The organism is Bradyrhizobium sp. AUGA SZCCT0169 (genome assembly GCF_018130085.1).
In the GTDB taxonomy this organism is placed as follows: Bacteria; Pseudomonadota; Alphaproteobacteria; order Rhizobiales; family Xanthobacteraceae; genus Bradyrhizobium.
The window spans coordinates 45,929-71,847 of record NZ_JAFCMC010000015.1 but is presented as its reverse complement, the minus strand read 5'-3'; the positions used below and the strand labels follow the sequence as shown (position 1 = coordinate 71,847).

General features: G+C 55.8%; 20 protein-coding genes and 1 pseudogene. 15 read left to right on the top strand and 6 right to left on the bottom strand.

Going from position 1 to position 25,919, the window contains the following annotated elements:
• Positions 1–18 precede the first annotated feature (18 nt).
• On the top strand, positions 19–690 hold the full coding sequence (locus tag JQ609_RS35915; protein ID WP_409411188.1) for a topoisomerase DNA-binding C4 zinc finger domain-containing protein: 672 nt from the start codon (positions 19–21) through the stop codon (positions 688–690).
• Positions 691–777: 87 nt separating this feature from the next.
• Here JQ609_RS35915 and JQ609_RS35795 read toward each other — a convergent pair whose 3' ends face one another.
• Complete coding sequence (locus tag JQ609_RS35795) at positions 778–1,428, bottom strand: recombinase family protein (RefSeq protein WP_212274485.1); 651 nt, start codon at positions 1,426–1,428, stop codon at positions 778–780.
• 166 nt (positions 1,429–1,594) lie between these two features.
• Here JQ609_RS35795 and JQ609_RS18710 point away from each other — a divergent pair, with 166 nt between their 5' ends.
• From JQ609_RS18710 to JQ609_RS18700, 3 genes are read left to right on the top strand one after another with little or no spacing between them, the layout of a single operon-like run.
• On the top strand, positions 1,595–5,041 hold the full coding sequence (locus tag JQ609_RS18710; RefSeq protein ID WP_212274484.1) for a hypothetical protein: 3,447 nt from the start codon (positions 1,595–1,597) through the stop codon (positions 5,039–5,041).
• A complete protein-coding gene (locus JQ609_RS18705) occupies positions 5,038–5,508 on the top strand; it encodes a hypothetical protein (protein ID WP_212274483.1) in 471 nt (156 codons plus the stop codon). The genes JQ609_RS18710 and JQ609_RS18705 overlap by 4 nt, the downstream gene beginning before the upstream one ends.
• Entirely contained in the window at positions 5,501–6,739 is a 1,239-nt protein-coding gene (locus JQ609_RS18700) for a hypothetical protein (RefSeq protein ID WP_212274482.1), read from the top strand. Before JQ609_RS18705 ends, JQ609_RS18700 begins: the two co-directional genes overlap by 8 nt.
• Positions 6,740–6,963: 224 nt before the next feature.
• Here JQ609_RS18700 and nhaD read toward each other — a convergent pair whose 3' ends face one another.
• Complete coding sequence (gene nhaD, locus JQ609_RS18695; RefSeq protein ID WP_249128167.1) at positions 6,964–8,394, bottom strand: sodium:proton antiporter NhaD; 1,431 nt, start codon at positions 8,392–8,394, stop codon at positions 6,964–6,966.
• A gap of 222 nt (positions 8,395–8,616) precedes the next feature.
• Between nhaD and JQ609_RS18690 the strand changes: the two genes are divergently transcribed.
• Positions 8,617–10,296, top strand: a complete 1,680-nt coding sequence (locus tag JQ609_RS18690; protein WP_212274481.1) for an ATP-binding protein — start codon at positions 8,617–8,619, stop codon at positions 10,294–10,296.
• The gene (locus JQ609_RS18685; RefSeq protein ID WP_212274480.1) at positions 10,286–10,915 is read left to right on the top strand and encodes a response regulator transcription factor; all 630 of its coding nucleotides are present in this window, start codon (positions 10,286–10,288) and stop codon (positions 10,913–10,915) included. The genes JQ609_RS18690 and JQ609_RS18685 overlap by 11 nt, the downstream gene beginning before the upstream one ends.
• Before the next feature lie 57 nt (positions 10,916–10,972).
• Here JQ609_RS18685 and JQ609_RS18680 read toward each other — a convergent pair whose 3' ends face one another.
• Positions 10,973–11,845: a universal stress protein gene (locus JQ609_RS18680; RefSeq protein ID WP_212274479.1), complete on the bottom strand. Its 873-nt coding sequence runs from the start codon at positions 11,843–11,845 to the stop codon at positions 10,973–10,975.
• A 271-nt stretch (positions 11,846–12,116) separates the two neighbouring features.
• On the opposite strand from JQ609_RS18680, the gene cutA reads away from it, so the two are divergent.
• The 3 genes from cutA (at position 12,117) to JQ609_RS18665 (ending at position 14,261) form a co-directional block, all read left to right on the top strand.
• Entirely contained in the window at positions 12,117–12,425 is a 309-nt protein-coding gene (gene cutA / locus JQ609_RS18675) for a divalent-cation tolerance protein CutA (RefSeq protein ID WP_212274478.1), read from the top strand.
• A gap of 336 nt (positions 12,426–12,761) precedes the next feature.
• Complete coding sequence (locus JQ609_RS18670) at positions 12,762–13,103, top strand: DUF6949 family protein (RefSeq protein ID WP_212274537.1); 342 nt, start codon at positions 12,762–12,764, stop codon at positions 13,101–13,103.
• 924 nt (positions 13,104–14,027) lie between these two features.
• Positions 14,028–14,261 (top strand): helix-turn-helix domain-containing protein, encoded by a 234-nt coding sequence (locus JQ609_RS18665; RefSeq protein WP_212274477.1) that lies wholly within the window; start codon positions 14,028–14,030, stop codon positions 14,259–14,261.
• Between the two features lie 41 nt (positions 14,262–14,302).
• Here JQ609_RS18665 and JQ609_RS18660 read toward each other — a convergent pair whose 3' ends face one another.
• Positions 14,303–15,232: a DnaJ family molecular chaperone gene (locus JQ609_RS18660; protein WP_212274476.1), complete on the bottom strand. Its 930-nt coding sequence runs from the start codon at positions 15,230–15,232 to the stop codon at positions 14,303–14,305.
• Between the two features lie 572 nt (positions 15,233–15,804).
• Positions 15,805–16,200: a hypothetical protein gene (locus tag JQ609_RS18655; RefSeq protein WP_212274475.1), complete on the bottom strand. Its 396-nt coding sequence runs from the start codon at positions 16,198–16,200 to the stop codon at positions 15,805–15,807.
• A gap of 15 nt (positions 16,201–16,215) precedes the next feature.
• On the opposite strand from JQ609_RS18655, the gene JQ609_RS18650 reads away from it, so the two are divergent.
• The 4 genes from JQ609_RS18650 to JQ609_RS18635 all read left to right on the top strand — a co-directional run bounded on the left by JQ609_RS18650 (position 16,216) and on the right by JQ609_RS18635 (position 19,730).
• Positions 16,216–16,770: a hypothetical protein gene (locus tag JQ609_RS18650; RefSeq protein WP_212274474.1), complete on the top strand. Its 555-nt coding sequence runs from the start codon at positions 16,216–16,218 to the stop codon at positions 16,768–16,770.
• A complete protein-coding gene (locus tag JQ609_RS18645; protein ID WP_212274473.1) occupies positions 16,770–17,246 on the top strand; it encodes a hypothetical protein in 477 nt (158 codons plus the stop codon). Before JQ609_RS18650 ends, JQ609_RS18645 begins: the two co-directional genes overlap by 1 nt.
• 234 nt (positions 17,247–17,480) lie before the next feature.
• Positions 17,481–17,669: a hypothetical protein gene (locus tag JQ609_RS18640; protein ID WP_212274472.1), complete on the top strand. Its 189-nt coding sequence runs from the start codon at positions 17,481–17,483 to the stop codon at positions 17,667–17,669.
• Positions 17,670–17,768: 99 nt separating this feature from the next.
• Positions 17,769–19,730 carry a bifunctional diguanylate cyclase/phosphodiesterase gene (locus JQ609_RS18635; protein ID WP_212274471.1) on the top strand — a complete coding sequence of 654 codons (1,962 nt, stop codon included), beginning with the start codon at positions 17,769–17,771 and terminating at the stop codon, positions 19,728–19,730.
• A 1,035-nt stretch (positions 19,731–20,765) separates the two neighbouring features.
• On the opposite strand, the gene JQ609_RS18630 is transcribed toward JQ609_RS18635, so the two are convergent.
• Positions 20,766–21,086, bottom strand: coding sequence for a hypothetical protein (locus JQ609_RS18630; protein WP_212274470.1), 321 nt, complete (start codon positions 21,084–21,086; stop codon positions 20,766–20,768).
• Between the two features lie 89 nt (positions 21,087–21,175).
• Between JQ609_RS18630 and JQ609_RS18625 the strand changes: the two genes are divergently transcribed.
• Positions 21,176–23,968 (top strand): DNA polymerase, encoded by a 2,793-nt coding sequence (locus JQ609_RS18625; RefSeq protein ID WP_212274469.1) that lies wholly within the window; start codon positions 21,176–21,178, stop codon positions 23,966–23,968.
• 88 nt (positions 23,969–24,056) lie between these two features.
• Positions 24,057–25,502: pseudogene (locus JQ609_RS18620) on the top strand (YifB family Mg chelatase-like AAA ATPase); the annotation flags it as partial.
• Positions 25,503–25,919 lie beyond the last annotated feature (417 nt).

Below are 25,919 nucleotides of genomic sequence, written 5' to 3'. Positions count from 1 at the left end.
AGTTAGTGGAGGCGGGAAATGGATTGCCCCTTATGCAGTTCCTCAATGGTATTACGCACCGCGCGACGAGGGCGTAATTCCGGAAGTCCATTTTGGGGATGTTCGCGATATCCCGCTTGCCGTGGGACTCGCGCGGCTAGCGGCGAAACCGCTAAACGACCTGTATACTATTCGCTTTCGCCACGATTTCTCAGGCTGACACGCCGCAGCTTTTTCAGAAGCCAAGCCCTCAAGATCACAAGCCTATTCTTAATTGCTCTGCTTGGAGCGATTCTCTACTTCGCCGCATCGATAGTGAGGAATACCTCATCGCTACGACCCATCTCTGTGTCTATAGCTGTCATCGATGGTGACACCATCCGCAGCGGTGGAAAGGTTTATCGCCTTGTTGGTTTCAACACGCCTGAAGCCGGTCTTGGCGCAAGTTGCGAACAAGAGAGAACGCTAGCTACCAAAGCCACGCAACGGCTTAGTCAGCTTATTGCCGCTGGAGGCTTGGAGCTTGAGCCCGTGCGGTGCGCTTGTCAGCCGGGAACAGAAGGCACAGACCGGTGTAATTTTGGCAGGTCATGCGCGATACTGAAAGCGCGGGGCCAAGACGTAGGGTCGGCCTTGATTGCTGAAGGGCTAGCGGAACAATACGCGTGCGGCCCGACATCTTGTCCACGGCGAAAAAATTGGTGCAATTAGGTCAGTTGATTGACCTGCCACTCGATGAAGAAACGCTGGGCGGGCTCTGAGAGAAATAAAGAGTCCCGAACGGGTCACTCAGAGATCTTAAATTCCCCCATCGGGAAACCCGCGCTGCCGGGTCAGGTAATTCTTGACCGTTTGCGGGTGGAATTTCCGCCCAGTCACTGTCGCAATTCCTGCATCATTCAATTGCCGCGCAATCTCGCTATAAGATCGCCCCATTAAGTCCGCATCCAATTTTGCCCTGAGTGATGCTGCAAATTCGTCAGCCGCCCTGCGATTCTTCGCGGCCAAATACCGTCCATTTGTGCCAAGGAGTTTGCCTCGACGTTTCGCTTCAGCCAATGCAGCTTTCGTTCGCTCGGAGATCAGCCGGCGCTCTTCCTGGGCAAGAGCAGCGAATATATGCAGCTGAAAATCGGTCGCATTGGGCATTTCAGCGCATACCAAGCCGATTCCTTGCTCAAGGATGTTGGCGATGAAGCTGACACGCCGGGAGAAGCGATCAAGACGCGCGATGACGATCTTGGCACTCTCGCTCTTCGCTAGCTGTATTGCTCGCTGCAGCTCAACGCGCGAATCGTCTTTGCCAGATTGAACGTCGCAGAACTCAGCGATCAACGTCCCGGACCCCGCTACGAAGTCAGATATCTTGCGATGTTGAGCGGCCAAGCCAAGGCCTGACTTGCCTTGGCGTTCGGTCGATACTCTAAAATAAGCGATGAATTTCCCCACGACCGCCCCTTACTTGCACATAAAGGGTAGGATCATCTATTTGAGGAGGTCCGACAACGGCTCGCTCGCCCAAAAGGCGAGGTTTCCTGACTAAACGCCTCAGTGTAGAGTGCTCCGGAAACGAGATTCGCCTGAGTAGTTTTTACACCAAGCCGATTGAGCCGCGATGAATTCGAAGAGTAACGGCAAGCAGGATGAGAACGAAGAGACAATCTTCAACTACGAAACATTCAGGCGCGCTCTCCACAGTAGGGGAAAGCTTCTTTCAGGGTTACAAACGGCTCGTAAAAAGCTAGCCCCGGCGTCAATAGCCGGAATAGTTGGCGAAACGGCGTCGAGATCAATCTATCGTAACGTTGTCGTTAGAAATCCTTTTCCAAAAACGATCCAACAACTCAAACAGAAGCGGCCTCTGCCCACGGCCAGCGATCGCGTCGAAGCAAGTTGGACCGCTAGTATTTTAGCGCTTTTCGTACCTGAGATAAATGAGTTCATTGTTCTTCGCGATCAATACTATTCGACCCTTGCTTCCTCAAGATACGTCGACGCGCTCGCCGTCCTGGATCAAATTCAAAATAGGCACGGCTTCTCCCTGTGGCTTATCTCGTCAAAACTCGCGGCTTTACAAACTTACGAAGGAACGTCGGCGCAAAAGCGATTCTTGCAGGAGCTTATTAGTGTCAAGGGTATCAGTGGGCCTACGGCATACCTCGCATATCTCTTTGGTTTCACCGCTGATGAGAACGTCTCACTCGCCGAAGTGAAGAGGGAGTGGAGCCGCCAGGAGACATTCAATCTTCCCCAAGACGCGATTGAATACTATCGCTACCAGATCAGTGCCTTCGACTATTCGTCGGTCGACCATCCGTGGCAATGTGTTTCTCTCGAAGAAAACTCGTCTATAATCGATCGATTCGAAACATTCGTTGAGATGAGCTCGCTTGCATATATAAGGGCGTCCTCGCCGGAGGATGTCGAATACATCCACACAGCACTGAAGCAACTGTCTGCAGTGTCTGATCGTCGTGTTCAGAATCTTCTCACGGTCTTCGACGGCAGCTTCGTGAGGGAGACTGGGCTGGATCTGATACGGCCTGGCATCGATGCGATGATTTCCAGCGATTTGCCAGGAGCCAGCAAGGCTTTACTTGCCGCCATCACAGAGCATCCGACTGAGTTTTCTCTACATGAAGCCGCGGCGAAGATCGGAGTTATCTCGAACAATCCGATAAGGCTGGCTCAGGACTTTGGCTTCCAAAACCAACTATTGAAACAGCTCGAAGATGTGCTCAGCCTCAACGAAAGCTATCATGAAAGTCGTTTCGCGCTTCAAAAACTTGCGCTGATCTATCGAAGGTCTCCGATCAGCCGTTCGATTGTCTCATTCCTCGACAAGGAAGGCGATCGGATTATCTCATCCTCATCGACCGAGAATGAAGCGCTATGGGCTCTCGCAAGTCCACTATCAGATCCTGAACAGTTGCCAATTTTCAAGCAGCTTAATGATAAGACAATGGAAGCAGTGGCGACGAAGATTAGCAATCAATCAATCTTCTTTGGAATTACGAAATCGGTTGTCTATCCCTCGATTGAATCAGCATCGCATTTAGAGAATGCCGACCTTTGTGAGACCAGCCGCGCAGCGTTTCGGGGTCACCTAGCATTTAATAGGGGCAAGTTCGCAGACGCCATATCGTTTTATGAATCCTATCGAGAGGGAGCAAAAGGGTACGAAAAATTACGCGCGGTTAGGCTGATCTATGCCGCGGCTAGGGCGAATGATGATTTAAGCTTGGCGCTGCAGGTGCTGACAAGTGCGTATCTCACGGACTATCGTTCCTATCTTGTTTTCCCGCTCGAAGAAGTCGCCGTCTGGGCCAAGGAAAATACCGGATTAGATGAGAGTTGTCTAAATCGTTCAATAGCGTTGCATATCTATCTGCAGCACGTCTCTCCTAAGTATGATGGTGACCTGTCGGACGCGTTCGAAGACGTGTTGGAATACTATGGAGTACTGGCACCATCGGAACTTCTAGATAACGTCGTCGCACCCGAGATGAACAGGCAACGGTGGATCTATTTCCTGAGAGAAGTAGCGACCATTCGTCGTCTAGAAGACGGCACCCAGTTGAACAATTATGAGGAGATCGAGGCCGAGCGGCTAAAAGTCCTCACAGGGTTGATTGAGCGATGCCCAGAGTTAAGCGGTATGCTGTCAGACGAAATTGTCTCGCTTACGCAAGAGCGTGAGGTAGCGCAACTAACGGATCAATTCGACCGCAGCCGAATCTACGTAAATGAATTAGGCGTTAAGCAATCCATCGAGGTAGAACTGAGCGATATTGTCGCGCGCTACCGACGACTCATCGATTCGCCCGATCTTCAGGCAGAAATGGTGCATATCGAAAGCATCTTGCGCAAGATATTGAAAAGTTCTGGCCAAGAATTTAGCACGGTGATCCTGCCGGCCACCGAAGAGGAGGATTTGCTCTACGCGCTATATGGTCTCGTCGGTGACGCGTTCATTTTCAATCCAGATCACGGACTAAAGACGTACCTTACAACAAGGATTTTGCACGGCTCTTTGGAGGGGGAGCTGCGTTCGAGCTTCACGCGACAAAATCTATTGTTTCCGTCACCGTCCGACGCCGATTTTGATGCTGTGTGGCGCTCTCGTCTCCGGCTCTCTCACTCGGATTACGTCGCCGTACGAGCCGCCGTGAATCGTTTCTCTCGACGCGTAGGTGACGCAATCAAGGAGCTCAAAGACAAACGAATAAGAATCGTTAGTAAAGATACACCCAATGGAATTTTTGACTTCACACCCAACGTTCGCGATGTCGTTGAGTTGAGAGCTCAGGTGCAGTCGGTGACTGAATCCGAGGAATTTGCAGATAAAATAATTCACCATCTATGGCGTAAAGTTGATGACGCCTTGGTCAAAGTTAAGAGAGAAATAGAGGGCGGCTTCAGACGTAGAATACTGTTGGCAGCGGAGAATCTAAGAGCGAACTTAGCAACCGTCGCCAAAGGTGCTGACACGAGTCGTATCGAAGATGCGATCACGATGTCCTTAACTGATTTTCAGAACTCGTTAGAAAGGGTACTCGCTTGGTTTAGGCGAGCTGGAACAGCCGCTGTCAAACCATTTGCTGTTGAAACCGCTGTCCAAGTGGCGGCTCGGCTCACCAATAGTCGTTTTCCTAGCGACCCGATTGCGCCTGAAATCTTATCTGACGGTCCTCTTTCTATTCGAGGGACGGCCTTCAGTGGATTGCTGGACATTCTACGAAATTGCTTCCGGAATGCGGTGGAGCACGGAGCGGAGAAGGGACGAGCTCCCAGGACCCAGGTTTACTGCCAAGCGGTGCAGGGCGGATTTAAATTTTGTGTCGCTAATGCCTTGCCGTCGGACCATGATCCCGTTCGAATTATGAAAGCAGTTAGTGACGCGCTCTCGGAGAAGAGGTCGTCGAGCTTGACCCGCAGCGGTAGAGGAACAGGATTTCGTGAGATCGAGAGGGTACTTTCACACGAGGGTCTGCCAGGGACAAAACTCGAGATTGATATGCGTAATAACCAGTTCGTCGTTGCTTTCGCGATTCGAGCATGACTATGGAAATCTTAGTTATTGAAGACGATAGACTCAAGAGTGATCGATTGCTGGGATTCTTGAAAGCTGCATATCCGAAGGCAATTCCGAAATTAGAAAAGTCTTATCACAATGGGCTCTATCGGATCGAAACGGAACATTTTGACGTAGTTTTGTTGGATATGACGCTACCAACTTACAGCTCCGCAACCGCTACGAGATTGGGACGCCCTAGGCCACTGGGCGGGTACGATATCCTACGCAAGATGCGCCGGAAGAAGATTGTTTCTAAGGTCATTGTCGTGAGCGCTCTTGGGGGGTTTGGTACGGGAGATACAAAGTTCACCTTTGACGAACTTCAAACGAAATGCGCCGAGGAATTCCCTGACATCTTTCTCGGAGCAGTATTTTTCAGTCAAACTAGCACGAAGTGGGAGAGACAGCTCAGTGCTCTTCTGAAGAGAGCGTTGGAGCTCAGCAATGATTAATATTCTGCTAGTTGAAGATGATGCCCACAAGCGAACTAGTATAGCGGATGTAATACTTCAGATTCCTTCATTGAATGAACAAGAACTAGACACGTCAACAGATGCGGCTGACGCAAAACGGAAGTTGGCCGCGAAGGGCTATGACCTTCTTATTCTAGATATTCATCTGCCCAAGCGCGCCGACAAGCAACCTGAACCTGGCGGCGGTCTAGAGGTACTTCGTTGGCTGAAAGGGCGTGGAAAAGAGCATCGTCCCCCGTATATTATCGGCACGACGGTCCATGGCGATTCGTTAGAGCTAGCTCAAGCAGAATTCGACAATCTTATGTGGACGGTTATTCCGTTCAGCTTTTCAGATAACGCTTGGCGTCCGAAACTTTCTGCAACGATTGGGTTGATCCTAGACCAAATTGTACCGCCATATATGAATGACGGTGTGACATACCGATCAGATGTCGTGATCCTGGCAGCTTTGCAGAAGCCCGAACTGAGTTCGGTTTTATCGTTGCCCCTGGATTGGTCGGAAACGAAAGTTCGATTCGACGACCTACGGTATATGGAGGCCCTGTTTAAGACCGAAGGCGGAGAGCTGCGAGTTGTGTGCGTTTCATCTCCGGATAAAGGGCTTGCAAGCGCGGCAGTGACTGCCACAAAAGCAATTAATGCCTTTCGGCCCAAGTACGTGGTTATGGTTGGCATTTGTGCGGGAGTTCGCGATAGAGTTGGGCTTGGTGATGTTGTCGTGGCCGACCCATCATGGGATTGGGGTAGTGGAAAGACTAAGCTTGGCACTGACGGAGTGGAATTCTTTCATCCTGCTCAGTATCAAATGAGACTGGACGAAAGTCTTCGGGCAATCGCCTCTGATCTGCGAACGCGTCCTTTTTTGCAAGAAGCCGCCAAGACGTTCGTTGGAAATAAGCCAGAAAGCTTACCGGCAATTCACATAGGGGCCTTCGCGTCCGGTGCAGCGGTTCTTCAAAGCCGCGCCGCAGTAGAGAAGATCGTCGACCATCACAAGGATCTCAAAGCTGTAGATATGGAGGTGTATTCCGTTTTGTATGCCTGCCACGTCGCCAGCCGCCCACGCCCCGTGGGAATGGCAGCCAAAGCTATTTCAGATTTTGGCGACGATAAGAAGAGCGATGACTATCAAGAATACGCAGCTTGCCTGTCGGCATCCTTCCTTTGGGAGTTTTTGAACCAGCTAGCCAAGGCAGATCGCGCATAGGTGTAAAACATAAACCAGCGTTTATGTTTGACGAGCCGGTATGATTCCGCATGCCGGTGCATATAGCTGGTACCGCTGCTTCTACGAGTGGACGACCTCTCCGGGACTAGCCTCGCCCAAATGAACAAGTGTCGGGCGTAAACGGTCGAGAAAACGGTCATACAGGGTGTGACGATCCATGGCGTTCAATAAACGTTCTGCTATGAGCGAAACCTTGATCTAGGTCACATGAGCGCGGCGTTGATCCACAGATGGGTCAGGATACTTGCAACGTAGCCGAGCGCGATGGCCCAGCTCCATCGAAGATGGTTGATAAACGTGTAGTGATTGCGCAGCAGCCCCATCAGCGCGACGCCCGCCGCCGTGCCGATGGACACGAGGCTTCCCCCGACACCGGTGCTTAGCGTGACGAGCATCCACTGGCCGCTCGACATATCCGGGTTCATGGTGAGCACCGCGAACATCAGCGGGATGTTGTCGAACGCCGCGCCCAGCACGCCGATCGCGATGTTGGCGGCAGTCGGCCCGAGGTCGCCATAGAGATAATTCGACAACTGCGCGAGGTAGCCTGCGACGCCTAGTCCGGCGACGGCGAAGATGACGCCGAAGAAGAACAGCAGCGTATCCCACTCCAGGCGCCTGATCTCCCGCAAGGAGTCGAACGCCATGTCCTGGTCGTCACGGCGACGACCGACCTGCTGGAGGATGTAGCTGTACATTTGCAGGTATCCGAGACCCAGCATCATCCCCAGCGCGGGCGGCAAACTGAAAAAGGTCTTGAACGAAACGGCGGTCGCGATGGTGGCCGCGAACAGCCCGACCACAACGCCCGCGCCGTGCTTGAGTCTCCTCGTTTCGCTTACCGGCTCCGGCATTCCTTTCGGCACGCTGAAATGCATGAACGCCGCCGGCACGAGGAAGTTCACCAGCGCCGGGAGGAAGAGGTGGAAGAACTCCAGGAATTCCAGCTTGCCTTTCTGCCAGACCATCAGCGAGGTGATGTCGCCGAACGGCGAGATGACGCCGCCGGCATTGGCGGCCACCACGATGATGATGCAGCCCATAACGATGAACTGGTAGCTGCCGACCCCGACCGCCACCACCACGGCGCCCATGACGAGCGCCGTGGTCAGGTTGTCGATGATGGGGCCGAAGACAAAGGCAAGCCCTCCGATCAGCCAGAAGAGCTGCCGGTACGAGAGCTTTCTGCTGGCGAGCTTGGCCCTCACCGCGGCGAATACGCGCCGCTCCTGCATCGTGTTCACATATGTGATCGCCACCACGAGGAAGAGCATCAGCTCGCCATAGTCGAGGATCACATGCTTGGCGGCGGCTTCGAGCGCGGCGCTCTGGCCATGCGCGGCGTAGACGACGCCGAGAAGCGCCCAGATGAGGCCCGCCGCCAGCATGACGGGTTTCGACTTGCGCAGTTGAATGACTTCCTCGACGGCCACGAAGCCGTAAGCAACGAAGAATATCAGAAGCGCCAGATAACCGACGGGATGCCGCGTCAGGTCGATGCGCGCTGCCGCCTCCATGGCATGGAGCGGCGCGGGAGCGGACAGGAGCAAGACAAATACCGCAGCGGCCAGCATCCGCAGCCGTTCGGAAAAACGCACCGTCATCAGTTCCTGTCGACAAAAGTCGAGCGCCATCACTGTGCAGCTTTCTATCGTTTGGTTTGAGATGACAGGCACTGTTCCCGTCGCGAGGATCGTGCCTGCTGGAGACAAGGCCTAGCACGCTACGGCGCGACATGCGCCCGCTGCTGTGTAGGGAATAGTGCCCACGGGGGGATGGTGAGTACTACCTACGTGCTTGCGCACGAAGTTGAGGCGGCGCATTCTCGCGCGAGAAAATACGCCGGAGGAATTGCATTGGGCGACGTCGTCCGCAGATCACGTGGTGCGATTGCGGGCTTGCGCTGGAGTGGCGGCTGGCCGCGCGAACTGGCGCCGGCGCAGTACGCCCTGATCGGTGGCATCTTCACTGCCGCCTATCTCGGGCTCGAATGGCTCACGCGCGTACATGAACTCGAAGCCCTCGGCATCACGCTGTGGAATCCGGCGAAGGCGCTGAGTCTTGGCCTGTTGCTGCTCAAGGGTGTCGCCTATGCACCGGCGCTGTTTCTGGCGTCGCTGCTGGTCGATCTCTTCATCTACGGGGCAGCCAAGAGCGTCGCTTCCATTGTCGCCACGAGCGCAGTCGTGGCGATCGGTTATGCCGCGCTCGCTGCCGGTCTCACGCGAGGCCTCGGCTTTGCGGTTAGACGGCCTGATTTGCGCAATGTGATTGCGCTGCTGGTGACGGTGCCGGCAGGGACATTCGTCATAGCCTGTCTCTATTGCGGCTTTCTCGTAGGGTTCGGCGACCTACCGGCGAGGCAGTACTGGGAAGCGGTGCGGCATCTCTGGGTCGGAGACACCGTCGGTGTCATCATCCTCCTCCCACTTGCCATGGCCGCGTCCGGGTCAGTTCAACGCCTGGGCGAGACAAGACCCGTCGTGCTGCTGATCGACTTCGGAACCTTTCTGACCGGAGTGCTGATCGCATTGTGGCTGATCTTCTCCTTCGAGGGAGCCAACGAATACCATTTGTTCTATCTGTTGTTCCTCCCGGTGAGCTGGATCGCGATGCGCGCCGGGTTCGTGGGAGCGGCAGCCGGCGTATGTGTCGTCCATCTGCTCCTGCTGGCCTTCATCAGCTGGGGCGGCTATCCCGCAAGCACTTTCATGGGATACCAGCTCCTGGTGCTGGCGCTCGCCTTTAACGGGTTGCTGCTCGGCGCCGTCGTCGACGAGCGCCGCAGATCGGATGAACTGTTGCGCGAGCAGCATGCTGAGGTGGTACGTATGACAAGGCATGCGACAGCCGGTGCGATGGGCGTTTCATTGGCGCACCAAATCAGTCAACCTCTGTCGAACGTCGCCATGTACCTTCACGTCGGCCGGCAGCTTCTGGCTGACAAGCCTGACGAGCCGGCGCCGATTGCGGCTTCCCTCGAAAAAGCAACGAGCCAGCTGCGGCAGGCGAAAGACATCCTCGAGCGTCTGCGGGATTTTGTCTCGCGTGGCACGCTGAGGCCGGCTCCCACCGACCTCGGCGCCCTGACGCGGAAGGTGGTGGCGCTGGCCGAGGATGATGCAAGGGCGCACGGCGTATCGGTGCGACTTGAGGCTGCGTCGGTCCCGCCGGTCACCGTTGACGCGCTTCAACTCGAGCAAAGCCTGATCAACGTTATCAACAACGCCATCGACGCCGCAGCGGAAGCGGACCGTTTCCCAGGCTGCGTCACCGTTCGCGTGGCAGCTCTGGACAAAGGGGTACGGATCGAGGTCGTGGACAACGGACCAGGCGTGTCCGATGTCGTGGCCAAACAGCTGTTCGAGCCGTTCGTTACGACAAAGCCAAGCGGTATGGGGCTCGGCCTGGCGCTGTCGCGCGAGCTGATCAGCGCGCATGGAGGGACAATCGACTGGGAGCGCGGCCGGCCCGACGGCGGCGCGCGGTTCACGATAGAACTTCCCTTGAGCCCGGAGGCGGGCCATGGGCGATAAGCGCATCGTGCACGTCATCGACGATGAATCCGATGTCTGCGAAGCCCTCAAAGTGCTGTTGCATACGGCGGGGATGGAAGCGCGCACCTATGCCTCGGCCGAAGAGTTCCTCTCGGAAGTCAAGCTGAGCAGGCCGTTGTGCTTACTGGTTGATCTGCGCTTGCCGGGTATGAGCGGGCTGGATCTCGTGCGTCAATTGCAACAAGGGCCGATGTGCCCTGTGGTGGTGATGATCACTGGCCATGGCGATGTGCCGCTTGCCGTCAAGGCCATGCGAGCGGGCGCATTGCACTTTCTTGAGAAGCCGTTCGAGCCGGCGGAACTCCTTCAAACCCTGGAAGAAGCACACCAGCGCGTCAGCGAAATCGCTGCCGAGGAAGAAGCATATGCGGCGATCGAAGCCAGGTATCGATCGCTCACGGCCCGCGAACAGGAAGTGATGGTACTTCTGGCTGAAGGGATGCCGACGAAAGTGCTCGCTACAAAACTCGGGATCAGCACGCGGACGGCCGAGCATCATCGCGCAGCTGTGCTGCAGAAGATGGGCGCGCGGACGCTATCGCATCTGGCGCGCATGAGCATAAGCCTGCAGGGGCGGAGTTCGCTTCCAAAACCGTAGATAATCATCGCCATTTCAGGGGCGATGAATGCAGTTCCGTGCAGACAGCATGATCTGTTAGGTCTCGACCGATTCGCGCGGTTCTCGGATGACGAGAGCATCGCAGGGCACGTCATCCATAATCACCTTTGCCGTGCTCCCAAGAAATAGCTCGAGGAGGGGACTCCGCCCGTGCGTACCAAGCACTATCAGGTCGACATCCTTGTCTCGCACATAGTCACGCAGCAATAAATTTGGTGCGCCATCCTCGATCAGCACATCAGGCTGTTGCCAACCGGGCGCTGTTTTGTCCACTCCTGCCAAAAACGCCCGCACCTCCTGCTCGACTTCCATGCGATATTGCCGATGCGATACTGGTTCAGTTATCAATTCAGACGCTGGGGTGTACGCGTGAAAGACTGTCAGCCTTTGTCCAGAGAAAAGGCGTCCGGCTTTTTCCAGGGCATAACGGGAGGAAGCGGAGAGGTCGGTAGCGAAAACAATATTCTTGTAAGGCCTGCGAGGACGCTCCTTGACAACAAGGAGCGGCACCCGAGACCTACGAAGCAGTCGATCCGCGGTCCTGCCCAGTATGAAATGGCCGAACGACTCGTCTCTTCCGATGCCGATCGCAATCAGATCGCAATTCTCAACGTCGGCATTGCACAGAATGATTTCTACCGGATTTCCTTCGGCGATCCGCACGGTTGGCAGGTCCGGAAGTGCGTCGACATCGGCCAGGAGGTTTTTTCTGGCCGTATCAAACGGATCGGGCGGGCATCTCCACGACGGCAATCCTGCTGCATTCGGGGTGCTCGACTTACGATCCTCAACTACATGCAAGACGATCAGAGACGATTGCCACTGCGTTGCAAGCATAGCCGCTCGGCCTAGCGCGCGGTCACAGCGCGCACTGAGATCCGTCGCCAACAGAATCTTTTTGCTGCTCATTCGACTTGGCGCATTCACGCCGCTCTACTCCTGTCGTTCGGGACGCACCAATTCGTTGGGCTTTCAGCGGTGCATCTTTGATGATCCGCCTTGCCTGCTGGGGATAATAGGTAGCACGCGGCGGCGCGAAATGCGTCCAGTTCAGCGTAGGTATTAATGCTTGCGCGCTTATGGTGAGAACTACCTACGCGCCTGCGTACGAAGTCAGGCTTGACGAGCAATGCCCTTTGCGGCGTAAAATACCCGCTCCTGCCACTGTAGAGCTACGCAATTGCCTGTCCTTATTCTCACATCAACGAAGCAGGATTTTCTTGCGCGTAAGATCGCGAAGCAGCTTGTCGATTCGCGCCTCGCCGCCGCCGTGCAGATAAGAGAAGTCGACAGTTTCTATCGTTGGCAGGCAACAGTTCACAACCACAATGAATACACGCTCACAATTAAGACCGTCGCGGCCCACTTTTCCAAGATCGAACAACTGATCAAGCGCGAGCACACCTACGATATTCCGCAAATCATCATGCTCGACATCAAGAGCGGCTCGGACGACTATCTTCGTTGGATAGAAGAACAGGTTTCCTGATCCGCGATGACTGCTGCGGAGTCGAGAGCATGATCGTCAGCCGCGTCGGTCAAGGGGATCCCGAACGCAATCCGCCCCACAGGCCAACAAGGAAGTAGGCCAAGAGAACCAAGAAAGCCCATCGCAGCCCCCAGATATCGCGCATCATGCGCAGGGCGCGTTCGGCGAGCAGTTGGGCTCGCGGCGGTTTTTCAGATGGCAGATGATCCATTGGGCGCACGCTTTCCGCGTGGCGGCCCGACCATCGCTATGACCTGTCACCGCCCTGTGCAGCGAACACCCGAAGACGTTCTACACAGCCACGGCTGGAAGGTCTCTCAATCCGTAGGCAAAAGGGTGCGTCAGTTCGCCGTCTCTTCCGATGCGTTGAATCCCCTGTTTTCCATTTGCATCGGTTTTGCGCTCGCAGGCGCGTTGGCCAGCGGCTACCAGGCCATGGCGGCGCGATCCGCCGGTTTCGAACTGCTCTTGGATGGCGTGGCACCCAGGACGTTTGCCGCGGTTCCGTTGCTGGTTTTTGCCGCACCCTTCATCATCATGCGCAATACGCTGCGCGGCACCAAGATCGAGCGGCGCCCCTTCGCGATCGTGCTGGAGACCGTGCTCGCGGGCTTCTGGAGCCTGATGTCCGGCACGTTCTTCCTGATGACGCTGCGGGCCGCAGGTCTGGTCGCGTGAAGCGCGGTTGCAGGAGACCGATGCGTGCCTCGAATTGTGCCATCGAAGAGTTGCCCGAAATGTGGAGGTCCGCTGGTGCGTGAGCCGGCCTTGCTGGGTGCGCGCTACATTTGCGAGAAATGCGATCGGGGCGATCCGATGGATAGTGCCGATCCCTGGATCAATGGCGAGCTGAGACCACCGGCGCCGATCAAGCAAACAGATCCGCGCCGGCGGGCGTGAACTTAACATAGGTGCCGGATTCGTGTTTCCAGAGCCAGCGGGGCGGCAAGGAGTGCCTATGGCTGCGCCAGCGACAACGAACAGGGCGCTGACCGATCTTCCGACAAGTGGTTACGCACTTGTCGCGGACGGCCATGCCAAGAACTACCAATTGATTTTGTAATCAGCTTCCCCGTGATCTGTGACCACAGTTACTCGAACGATGTCTCCGCACGGCCCGAATATACCATTGGTAGCTACGACAGTCTTTTCACCAGTCGCCAGCTTCTTCCGTTGGGTGCTCACACAATCAGGGTTGGTCCGACCATTGATACGCACTTCGCTCAATTCGACTGGTTCCTTCCCCACGTTTGTAATTAACACGAAGCCAAATCGGTGACTTTCTGTCGGCGATATCTCAATTGCGAGATCTAATTTAGAGCCGAATGGGTTTGGAATGCCCAAAAAGGTGACATAAAGCAGCGCGGCTACAAAGCAGAGGCCCACGACAGTCCTCAAGGCCCCTGACTTTCCGCTTGCGGCATCGAGTGCGCTGCCGCAAGTCGAGCAGAAGTCGCCCGACCCGCTAGTGCCGCATTTTCCACATGCCCTCGTAACAGTTGCATGGTCAGCCTGAGTCATAGGTTCTTTCCTCCTCCACGTGGCGCATTTTGTCGATTTAAAGCGGTGGGTCAATAAGCGACAGCTTGGTCAATTTGGCCCATGGATTGGCGCCAAGTTGTTGCAGCGAATTTGCGGAGGATTCGGCGGGAGCGCGGCTTCTCGCAGGAGACGCTTGCATATGAAGCCGACATAAATCGCGGCTACATCAGCAAGCTTGAGAAGGGTGCAACCTGGGCCGGTCTGGAAATACTGGTGAAGCTTTCGGCCGTTCTTCACGTCGAACCGGCCGACTTCCTCCAGCGACCAATTCGGAAAGCGGCCCGGAAGAGCTAATACGCCGCCTTGTGACCAGCCGGAAGATCGGGCTTGCAACCCTATTTGAATCCTCGCTCATTGCGGATAATCTCGTAAGCACTATTGATCTGCTGAGCCTCGGCTTCTGCGGCATCTCTGATGATCTTGCTTCGGTCGGCGACCGTATCAGGATGACAGCGCTTTATTGCATCGCGGTAGGCGTTCTTTAGCTCCTCTATTGAAGCCTCCCGCGAGACATTCAGGATTTCATACGGATCAGGAATGGCCTGCGTTCCTGAATCCGATGCCGCTCCGCTTCCTTCCTCCGCTTCCTCATAATCATTGACCGACGAATACGCTTCTTGCAGATACTGATCATTCGAGTTTCCAGCAGCGATGCGCTGATAGTATCGAAGGAGAAACGAGAGCGTTAGAGAGCCAGACAGCCACCCAAGCTGAGCGCCAAAAACGACTCCAGATCTGATCAGGACTGGAGCCGGATTCCACACCAAAGCTTGCACAGGTTCGTACTTGTTTACGTAGGAGTACACTTCCCAAACGATACCTACGCCAACACACGTTAGCAGCGCGACAATGAGTGCCAACCGAAACGAGCGTCCACGGTACCAAGTACCCAAAGCATTTGCCCAGGTAAGCAAACGAAGACCTTCAGGCGCCCGAGCGACGCCGATCTGCTCTTGAACGTCTGATAGCAAGCTTCTGGCCCACTCAAGCTCCCGATTCAGCTCCTGCCCACGCCGTGACCTCATCTCAAAACGATCTTCGCGATGCAGGTAACGAATACCGTCCCGCTCACCGCGATCCTTTACGGCGCTAATTTCCTGAAGAAATCTATCTCTGTTGGTTTCAAATGCCTCCCATGTGGCATTCATCTGGTCGGCTGTCATCGCCAGCAGGGTCGGTCGTGGCTGCCAAGATGCGTTTGCCAACAGATAGACCAAAAATGCAGGGAACAGGTAAAACGCTGTCGTCCAGAGATAGGGGACCAACAGTGCAACGCCGCAGAGGGCCAGGAATACAAGCGAAGCAAGAAATTCGATCGGGCTAGGGGCCGTCTTGCGTCGAGGCACGGGTCACCGAGCTATGAAGGCAAGAAAGAGCAAAAGGAGAAGAGGAAAGGCAAAAAGATAGAAGACGGCACTCAGGACATAGGTCATCAGAGGGCTTCTCGACACGCGAGTCTCCGAGACAACACGTCCGTAGCCACCGGCCGGAAACATGTACAAGAACCACTGGATGATCAGGCCGGGGAGAAGAAGCCATTTCCAGGGGCTATCAAGAATGACTCGCGCCTTATTCTCCCGCCCCCATAGTCCTCTCTGAATCATCTTTCTCTCCCAGACCGCAGTTCATTTTGTCGATTTAAAGCGGTGGGTCAATAAGCGACAGCCGAGATCGCGCATCTGCCGATTTCGAGGATATCGCCAAACTGCCCAAGAACGGTCGACCGACCCCGTTGAATTCAACGTATGAGCGGCGCCGCGATCCGGCAAAACACTGGATGGAGCCCCGCACCATTGAGCGGCTATGAGGTGCCCGGACATGCGGTCGGCTACATGAACTAACTCCTCCCCGCCTTCTTGTCCTTAGCGGTCTTGAAGTTCGACCTGACCGCATTTGCGCAGGCGGCCAGCGCCTCGTCCATACCACCGGCCACGGCGATCGTTTTGATCTGGTCAAGCTGTTCGACCAGATCATCAAACGTCGATGCCTTCAGCGTGCTCTTGCCCTTCTCCAGCTCCAGCGGCTGCTTCCCATAGCGAAGCTGGAAATAGATCGCGCCCGATCCATCTACCCAGAATTGCTCGCGGGAAATCCGCTTTCCTTCACGGAATAGGCCGATCTTGGTGATCTGCTGCTCGATGCTGGCGGTGAACTTGTTGCGGCGCTGCAGGATTGGTGTATTCGCGGTCGGCTTCTGAACAGAGACGAGAGAGATATTCGGACGGTTTGCCATGCTGGACTCCTCTGATTGACGATGGAGCGGCCGTCCCCCCGATTTGGCATTCAGACAACAGCGAGCTGGGTCAAAAATATCGTCCTGATCTGCGAAGGGCTTAGCGACAGAAATCTAAATATCTCCATCGGAGCAGACATCATTGATGTCGGCTTACAATCCCAGTTCGCAACGAAACGGAGAAACATGTCCAACGCGCCGCCGCTCTGGGAGAATCCAGAGCCAATCATCCCACCACCGCCACCGCTTTCGGCTCAAGCAGCTCGCAAGTTGAAGCAACGTGAGCGCTACGCGAACGGTCCGCCTACCGATGTTCTTGAATGGCTGCGCTCAAACAAGCCTCAGCACTTCGGTGAGCTTATGGACTTGCGAAAGACGCTGTACAGCCGCCAAAGCCATGGCAAGTATTGGATCACCAAGCGGGGTCATACGATGAGTGGCGAGGAGAAGTTTGTCCTCAATGGGCCAGCTGGAGCAGTGTTGATCCTTAGCAACAAGTGCCGTCACTTCCTCCTTCGCACTCTATGCCGGCTGCGTCGCCAGAAGCGTTGGCAGCCAATCGCATATTAATGTCTCCCGCTGCTCGTGAAGCAGAGTTTGAGCTGCGTCGGCTAGTTGAATCGATCCATTTCGAGAATCCCGTCGCCGTCACTCTAACGATGAAGAAACGCGCTGGTTCGCAGGCCGCCGATTCCATCGTCGCATCAAACAACTTTCGCCATTTTCGCAATCGTCTTGAGCATGCGATTCTTGGCAGCGCAGCGAAACGTCATGGCAGACGTTTATCGATGATCGCAGTTCTTGAAATGAGCGCGGACCATCGCCTCCATTATCACTGCACTATCGACCGGCCCTATCACTGCTCATTCGAAAGGTTGAGCAATACCATTCGAGAGCAGTGGCAAAAGACAGACTTCGGCTATCGCCAAGTCGATATCCAGGACCAACCGGATACCGGATGGACCGATTACATACTGAAGCAGCGGCAGAAGGGCTCGCTGTTCGATTCCATAGATTGGGCCAATTGCCAATTGATTGCTGAGTGAAGTCTCCTCTCAGGCAACCGATCGATCGTACTACGCAGAAAGCGGCTCGTGTTGAGAAGCTTTAATAGCTAAGTGCGTTCCAGGAACAGCCAGCGATCCATAGTGAACCAACGGTATCAATTGATGTGAGTAGCCTGTTTACCAAGTCGATCAATGACGTGAAAACCAACTTCCCTAAACGGTCCGAAACGAATCCGTTCTAGGCTGCCTCCAACAAGCAGTAAGGGGCGACAAATGTTCGAGATCGTTAAGGTGCTCGCCATCGCAGCATGCGCTTATGCCGGTTCAGAGGTAGCAAGCATTCAATTCCCTGAGTTGCCGGATTGCAATCGAACCTGCTCGGAACTGCCTGACGGAAAGAGCCTGTTCCTGGATCGAGCGCATCAACACCAATTGGTTATCCATACCGTGGAACTTCGATAGCGTTCGTGTCGCACTGCATAGTTCATATTTTCTCAAAGAATACCGGCGACTTTCCAAAGATTGGCGTCAGCGTCCAGCAGCCGCTGTCGGGGGTCTAGAATGCGGACGTATCTGAGCTCCTATTTCTCAAAGCTGTTCGCCGGTGATCTAGCAGCTTTTGGCGGTCCGCCGACGGGGGAAGTGGTCGCAGGCTTCATTCGTGCCGAGCAGATCGCCCTCGTGCTGCGCCATGCACCTAGCATAATGGTGGCCAATGCCTGCAATGCGACAGTGCTTGCAATGGCGCTGTGGAATTCGCCTGACGGGATATTCGCGGCGTTATGGGCTGCCGTCGTAGTTTTCTGCGCGATATTCTTCGGAGTGAAAGCGCGGGCATCGTGGCGGGTTGCAAAGCCCCAATTTGTGTCCCGTCGGACCATTCATCGACTCGTGCGAAATGCCTTCATTCTTGGAGGCGCCTGGGCGATCGTTCCGATAGGTTTCTTTGCAAACGCCACCAACGGCGGGCAACTGGTGATGACCTGCCTGTGTGCTGGGATGCTTGCGGGTGGAGCATTCGCCTTCGCCACGATCCCGGTGGCGGCGATTGCTTTCACCGCTCCTATCTTTGTCGGCACAGCGATCTGCATCGGCAGAAGTGGCGATTTTACCTACCTGCTGGTCGCAATCCTGGTCGTAGTTTATGCATGCGTCCTTCTGCGCGGCGTATTTTCCTATTCCTTTGAATTTACACGACGGCTGATTAACCAGCTGGAAACCGAGAAGGCTGTCCGCCAGGATCCACTTACGCATCTACCGAACCGCTTTGCCTTCAACGAAAGCCTCGGAAGCGGTCTGACTCGGCTGTCTCACTCCGGCGAGGAATTTGCCATTCTTCTGCTTGACCTCGATCGCTTCAAGGAGGTGAACGACCAGTTTGGTCACCCGGCAGGCGACGAATTCCTCATCCAGGTTGCGACGAGATTGCGACGATGCACGCGGGAGGCGGAAATTGTCGCGCGCATTGGTGGTGACGAGTTCGCGATAATTGTGACAAATCTGACCAAGGCAGAAGAGGCACTTGCGCTCGCCGAACGGATCGCTGCCGCGTTTGCCGATCCATTCCTCATCGAGGGACGGGAAATCGTGGGCGCCGCCAGTATCGGAATTGCGCTGGCGCCACGTGATGGTAGCACATCCAACGATCTCCTGAAGCATGTAGATGTCGCGCTCTATCGCGCAAAGAAAGTGGGACCCGGCACGATCCAGTTCTTTCAGGCAAGCGACGACGTATCGGCTCGCGAGCGGCGGGCGTTGCAGCATGACCTGGAAGGAGCGATCGCACGAGAGGAGCTTTTTCTCGTCTATCAACCGTTTCTGAACCTTCGCGAGAACCGTGTGACCGGCTTCGAGGCCCTGCTGCGCTGGCGGCATCCCGTGCGTGGATTGGTCCCGCCGGATGAATTCATTCCGATTGCCGAGGAGAGCGGGCTGATCCATTCGATCGGAGAATGGGTTATCCGACGCGCGTGCGCAACGCTGTCGCACTGGCCGGCAGACGTCAGGATTGCAGTGAATTTTTCGGCGGTGCAGTTTCAAAACGCAAATATTCTGCAGACTGTTGTGCGCGCTCTTGCGGATGCCGGTGTTTCCCCCGGACGTCTGGAAATCGAGCTGACGGAGTCGATGCTGGTCTCGAAATATGGCCCCGCATCCACCGTGCTAAATTCATTACTGCAATTAGGGATCACAGTAGCACTCGACGATTTTGGAACAGGCTATTCGTCGTTGACCTATCTGCGTAAATTGCCTTTCAGCCGTATCAAGATCGATCAGTCCTTTGTCCGCGACATGCTGATCCAGCCGGATTGTGCGGCGATCGTGAAATCCGTGATTGGGCTGGCTCAGGATCTGCGGATCTGCGTCGTAGCAGAAGGCGTCGAAACCAGGGAGCAACTTGAATACCTGCGCGAGACCAACTGCGATGAAGCCCAGGGATATCTCATAGGACGGCCGGTTTCGTCCGACCAGGTACTAGCGTTGCTGGACCAGCGAAACCCAAAAGCGGAGCATGCTGCCTGACAGGTCGAATTGCAGCCGCCGAAGTAATATGGACTGGCGTCGGCTTTGATGTTCCTGATGTTTGCCCCCGCAGACCGTATCTATCAATCAACCCTACACGGAGAATACGGATTGGTCTCTTGCCAGCGTCTGAGTTGGCAGGCCCCAGGGGCAACGTCACTACCCGCACTGTGGCGATAGGTTTAGTTTTCTCAAGAGCGGATCCAAGCCATCTGAACGACACTCCTTCACGTCAGTAACGCGTTTGGGCGCTCGGTCAGCGGAGTTTTTCGTTGGCGGCCTTGATTTACTGGTTCTCTGTTTGGCTGCATCAAAAAACTTCCGGTCATGCGGATCGTGCCAATGACGAGATACGATGCGGGGAAGCGGTTGACTCGCTACCTTTTGCGGCACTTGTAGTTCTGAAGGGGCTTCGACAGGTGGAACGTAAGCGACATCCAGCCTCTCCACGTCATCTGGCGTATCCAGACGAGGCATAAGAGGCAGCCGATCAGCTTTGTTGCCGTCAACCTTCGGGAATACGATCTCGGCGTGTTGTGGCAACGCTGGTTTCTTGGCGGCTGCGGCAATCGCACCCAGCCCGGCCAGGCAAATTACTCCAAGAGCGACGGTCCTAATCACACGGGACGCTCCTACGCGGAGAGAACGCAAAGCGTCTGCGTCAAATCCGTCCAGAATAAGGCCGTGTCATTGGCTTGGCTAATGCGCCGAGATGGCTCTATTGACAAGGTTGGCTCTATCGAAAGCTGCCGGATTGTGGAGTGCACAAGCAAGCAACCGATCAGTCGTGTGCGTGCAGACGGCGTCTCGCGTGGAGGCGTTTAATAGCTAACTGTACTCCAAAGCCAGCACGTAACCATTTAATGGAAGTGCGGAGTGCCGAAGGCGCAGTCGCTAAAGGGCGAGTCGAGGATCAGAATGTCTCAGAAGCTGGGGATTGCCCCACGATCGCTGAATGCTCTGTCTTGGACAGCCAGGATATGAAGCTAGAATGTTATCAGATAACATCGACTGAAAACCAATTGACTGTCGAGCCTATTTCTTTGTCTTTCGCCGCATGATCACTAATCGAGTCTTCGCGACGTCAAGTTCCTCTGTCGTGAATTCTCCACTGGACTCGTGATCAATAGCAGCTTGTTCAATTGAGCAGTCTAGCAAATCGTATTCGGCCAGTTTCTCCAGGCCAGATTGGAGCTTGGTCACATGGTTGATGTCGAGAACGCGCTTGGCTGTAATGACCGCACCCTGTTTGTCAATCAGATCGCGCATGGCGGTGAATTCGTATCCCGGTATGGCCGCCTCTGCCCTATCGAGCCTAGCCAGCACATCCTTCTTAAACCGATCCTCAAACGACATGCGCAACTCCTCTGTGGGTAGCACCGTTTAACAGAAGCAAGCCGCCGACGAAATCCCTACACTGGCTGGGAATCTGGCGGGCGGTCGATATGAACGACGAAGACTTTGTCGAGCTTGAGCAGGAGGAGACCGAGCCGGACGAGCCGGCACCCGAGAAGCCAAAGGTCGATCAGTCGGCCTTCCTTGAGACCACGAACACAGCGCGGGTTCGCGACAAACTGAAGGGCCGCAAACGCGACTATTCGTTTCCACGATCTATGATCAAGGACGTGAAGAGGTCAGAGTTCATGGTGCTCGGCTTCGACACGGAATATCAATCACCGCAGGAAGCTTTCAAGAATGATGCTATTGCGGAAGGCAAAGCGAAGTACGAGGTCTTGTCGTATCAATTTCACGCGATCAACAGCAATGGCGTGGAGTGGAGCGGAATCGCGATTCCCGACGATAACGATCGCCTTTCCTTCACGGATTTCATTGTATTCGCGCTGTCTCTCGGTGCGAAGAAGAAACAACAAGTACCTAAGACAATTATCCTCGTCGCGCACTACAACAGAGCCGATCTCCCAGCATTCGAGGACCGCAAGCAGCTTCTTTGGCGATTGCAGAACGTCCGAAATTCCCTCGTGTCAGCGTCTGCACCGATTTCGCTTAAGGTTAGCTTTGACGACGGAGCTGAGGAGACTGTCGATCTTAGCGTTTATGTGCGGGACACGATGCTGCTGGCTCCAGCCGGCCGCAAAAGTCTAGCCGAGATCGGAAAGCTAATCGAACGCGAGAAGATCAGACTATCAGATGATGACGACGAAGAGCTCAAACTCAAAGCGAATATGAAGAGCCTCCGAAATACGGACTGGGCGACCTTTCGAGAATACGCACTAATCGATGCCGAGATCAGCGCCAAGTATTTTCTCAAGCTGACGCGGATGTATCAGGAGGTCACTGGAGAAGATTTCGTTCCCAGTGCGCTATCAAACATTGGCATGAAGCTGCTGATCAAAGGATGGAGAGAGGGCGAGCCGCAGCGTGATCCGATTGAATTGGTCGGCAAGGAGAAGGTAGCGGAAGTCGTTTGGGACGAGAAATCGCAGGGGTTTCGGAAATGGAACCACAAGCCACCTTTGGAAGAGATCAGCTGGTTCGTTGATTTCGTGACAGAGTGCTATCATGGTGGTCGCAATGAACAGCTATGGTTCGGGCCAAGTTTTGAGGATGATTGGTACGACTATGACTTGACCGGCGCATATCCTACCGCGATGGCAACCATTGGCCGTCTCGACTGGCGAGCGATACGACCGTTGGCTTCCCTGAATGACTTACGAGACGAGGACGCCGCATTTGTCTGCGTCGACTTTAAGTTTCCGGACGACACTCGGTACCCGACGCTCCCCATGAGGAGCCAGAACGGGATCATCTTCCCACTGTCTGGCCGAAGCTACTGCGCCCGCCCTGAGATTGAGTTGGCTCAGCAACTGGGCTGCCAGTTAACACTCAAGCACGGGGTCGCAGTTCCGCAAGACACGAATGACAAGGTATTCTTCGAGTTCATCAAGGATACGATACGGAAGCGTGATGAAGCGCCCACCAAAATCGAGAACGCGTTCTGGAAGGAGCTGACCAACTCTTGCTACGGTAAGACTGCACAAGGGCTCCGCGAGAAGCGCGTCTTCAGCCTGCGCAAAAGGCGAGGCGAGCGGATTGGGGAGAGCGCGATCAGCAATCCATTCTACGCCGCATATATCACATCATTTGTCCGCGCCGTCGTCGGCGAGATCATGAACAGCATTCCCCGGGACAAGATGGTGTTTAGCGTGACGACGGACGGATTCATCACAAATGCGACCGACAGGGAGATGAAAGCTGCCAAGGGCGGCCCGATAGCCAAGCGTTTCTCAGATGCTCGCAACGCACTCAAAGGCGATCCAGAGGTGCTATCGGAGAAGCATCGTGTTCGTCAGGTTCTTGGCTGGCGGACGCGAGGCCAAGCGACGATTAGGCCAGGCGATGAGACTGTCGAAAGCGAACGGTATGTGCTGGCCAAAGCGGGCATCAAGTCGCCAGTCCACAGCACGGAAGTATCCGAGCAGAATGATTACATCACCGAACTTTTCTTCAGGCGCAGCGCCGAGCACAAGATCGAATTGGATTACTTCACAAGCATCCGCGAAATGCTTCTCTGGAACGCCGACCTCGTGAAGAAGAAGTCCGAGAAGCACATCAGCATGGAATACGATTTCAAGCGGAAGCCGTATGCTGCGGGGATGACGGAGGTTGATGGCGTAAAGCCACTTTCGACCGGCCCGAAGCCACACTTGATATTCAGCACGGAGCCGTGGAAATCCGTTTCTGAGTTCAAGCAAGTGAGATCTGTCTGGAACGATTTCTACAACAAGACGAAAATCTGCCTCAAGACGACGAACGATTTCGCCGATTTCGCCGATTTCTTTGACACGGCTTCATCGCTTACCCCCGGCATGGAACGATACATGAGAAGTAAGAACGGCGACATCAGGAGACTTCGCCGCGATGTGTGCCGAGCATTCAAGAGAGGCCTCGCCGGTTTCGCCGCCTATCAGGACATGACTGCCAAGGAATTCGCTGCTGCGTTGAATGAGGCCGGGTTTATTGCGGTCGGCGAAGAAGTCAAAGTCAGCGATGTTACGAACGCAGCCAAGCCCAACGCCCCGTTTATGAGGAACGCAACCCCACCGACCAAAGCGGTCCGAAAACTCGTGGACAGCCTCAGGGAGCGGTTTCCGGAATTCGACGAACTCGAGATACTGGCAGCGCCGCGGCATGACGCCATCAACTTGTTTGAGGCGCTAACTCGGCCCTGTGACTTCGTCGATCGAGCGCAAGGCACCGGTGAAAGATGGCGGGAATAGTAAAAGTTATACGATTTGTCCCATATCCAACTTTTACTACGGGCAAGCCATCTCAACTTCTCGCTAGGGGTTAATTGTCCTTACCATCGCGATCGTCGGCCTGCCCGACAAGGCGGTTTCCGAGGCGCGCGAGCGGGTACGTTCGGCGCTGATCGCCTCGGGGCTGGCGCTGCCGGCGCGGCGGATCACCGTCAACCTCGCCCCCGCCGACGTGCCCAAGGAAGGCAGCCATTACGACCTCCCGATCGCACTCGGCCTGATGGCTGCCATCGGCGCGATTCCGCCGGACGCGCTCGCAGGCTTTACGGTGCTCGGCGAACTCGGGCTCGACGGATCGATCGCGCCGGTCGCGGGCGTGCTGCCGGCGGCGATCGGCGCCAATTCGCGCGATGAAGGCCTGATCTGCCCCGCTGCGTGCGGAACGGAAGCCGCGTGGGCGAGCCCGGATATCCAGATCATCGCGGCGAAATCGCTGATCCAGATCGCCAACCACTTTAAAGGCACGCAGCTGCTGTCGCGCCCGCAGCCGAAAGTGCATGAGCGCGAGGAAACGCTGCTCGACTTGCGCGACATCAAGGGCCAGGAAAGCGCAAAACGCGCGCTGGAGATCGCGGCGGCCGGCGGACATCATCTCCTGATGATCGGCTCGCCAGGCGCCGGCAAGTCGATGCTAGCGGCGCGGCTGCCCTCGATCCTGCCGCCGCTGTCGCCGTCCGAACTTTTGGAAGTCTCGATGATCGCCTCGGTCGCCGGCGAAATCCGCGACGGCGCATTGACGGCGCGGCGGCCGTTCCGGGCGCCACATCATTCCGCCAGCATGGCCGCGCTGACCGGCGGCGGGATGCGGGCAAAACCCGGCGAGATCTCGCTGGCGCATCAGGGCGTGCTGTTCCTCGACGAATTGCCGGAGTTCGATCCGCGCGTGCTGGACTCGCTGCGCCAGCCGCTGGAGAACGGCGAGGTCGCGGTGTCCAGGGCCAATCACCGCGTCACCTATCCGGCGCGCTTCATGCTGGTCGCGGCGATGAACCCGTGCCGCTGCGGCCACGCCTATGAGCCCGGCTATTCCTGCAAGCGCGGCCGGATCGACCGCTGCACGTCGGATTATCAGGTGCGTATTTCGGGGCCGATGATGGACCGCATCGATCTGCGCATCGAAGTGCCGGCGGTGACCGCCGCCGACCTGATCCTGCCGCCCCCGAGTGAAGGCTCGGCCGAAGTCGCCGCCCGCGTCGCCGCCGCGCGCGACGTTCAGCTCGCGCGGTACGCGGCGGCCGGCATGCCGCATGTCCGCACCAATGCCGAAGCGCCGGCGTCGCTCCTGGAAACCATAGCGCAGCCGGATGCGCAGGGACAAAAGCTGCTGCGCGACGCCGCCGAGACCATGAAGCTGACCGCGCGCGGCTATCATCGCGTGCTGCGCGTCGCCCGCACGCTGGCCGATCTCGACGGCGCGGAAAAGATCGGCCGGCTGCATCTGGCGGAAGCGTTGTCGTATCGCGCCTTGGCCGACGATGCGCGGCGCGCGGCGTGAGTCGTAGGGTGGGTGGAGCGCAGCGATACCCACCAGCTTCGTCGCCAGCCATAGATGGGTATTGCGGAGCCTGTCATCGGGCGCGCATTGGCGCGACCCGTTGGCTCCACCCATCCTACAAGATCGAACGATCACCTCTTGCACTCGGGAGTCAGAAAGCCGAAACAATTCAACTGCGGTTGTTGCCTTAGGACTGTGCCGGACCCGCAGTCGCCAAGTCGTCACTCTGGCACCACGCAAGCCGTCCCGGCGGGCCGCTTTCTAATCTTGTCGCGACAAATTGACCCGACGGGCAAATCAGTTCTGAGTTTCAGAAATCATGTCAAGTAGAAAATTTCTGTAAATCAAAAATATTTCTGTTGTCGGCCGGCCCAAATCAGTGCGCATCTATCGCCATCCCGCCCTGGTCAGAAGGGC

Coding starts and splice junctions, on each gene's coding strand:
- JQ609_RS35915 (WP_409411188.1), top strand. CDS start 19: ATGGATTGCCCCTTATGCAGTTCCTCAATGGTATTACGCACCGCGCGA.
- JQ609_RS18710 (WP_212274484.1), top strand. CDS start 1,595: ATGAATTCGAAGAGTAACGGCAAGCAGGATGAGAACGAAGAGACAATC.
- JQ609_RS18705 (WP_212274483.1), top strand. CDS start 5,038: ATGACTATGGAAATCTTAGTTATTGAAGACGATAGACTCAAGAGTGAT.
- JQ609_RS18700 (WP_212274482.1), top strand. CDS start 5,501: ATGATTAATATTCTGCTAGTTGAAGATGATGCCCACAAGCGAACTAGT.
- nhaD (WP_249128167.1), bottom strand. CDS start 8,394: ATGGCGCTCGACTTTTGTCGACAGGAACTGATGACGGTGCGTTTTTCC.
- JQ609_RS18685 (WP_212274480.1), top strand. CDS start 10,286: ATGGGCGATAAGCGCATCGTGCACGTCATCGACGATGAATCCGATGTC.
- JQ609_RS18680 (WP_212274479.1), bottom strand. CDS start 11,845: ATGAGCAGCAAAAAGATTCTGTTGGCGACGGATCTCAGTGCGCGCTGT.
- JQ609_RS18665 (WP_212274477.1), top strand. CDS start 14,028: ATGGATTGGCGCCAAGTTGTTGCAGCGAATTTGCGGAGGATTCGGCGG.
- JQ609_RS18655 (WP_212274475.1), bottom strand. CDS start 16,200: ATGGCAAACCGTCCGAATATCTCTCTCGTCTCTGTTCAGAAGCCGACC.
- JQ609_RS18645 (WP_212274473.1), top strand. CDS start 16,770: ATGTCTCCCGCTGCTCGTGAAGCAGAGTTTGAGCTGCGTCGGCTAGTT.
- JQ609_RS18640 (WP_212274472.1), top strand. CDS start 17,481: ATGTTCGAGATCGTTAAGGTGCTCGCCATCGCAGCATGCGCTTATGCC.
- JQ609_RS18635 (WP_212274471.1), top strand. CDS start 17,769: ATGCGGACGTATCTGAGCTCCTATTTCTCAAAGCTGTTCGCCGGTGAT.
- JQ609_RS18630 (WP_212274470.1), bottom strand. CDS start 21,086: ATGTCGTTTGAGGATCGGTTTAAGAAGGATGTGCTGGCTAGGCTCGAT.
- JQ609_RS18625 (WP_212274469.1), top strand. CDS start 21,176: ATGAACGACGAAGACTTTGTCGAGCTTGAGCAGGAGGAGACCGAGCCG.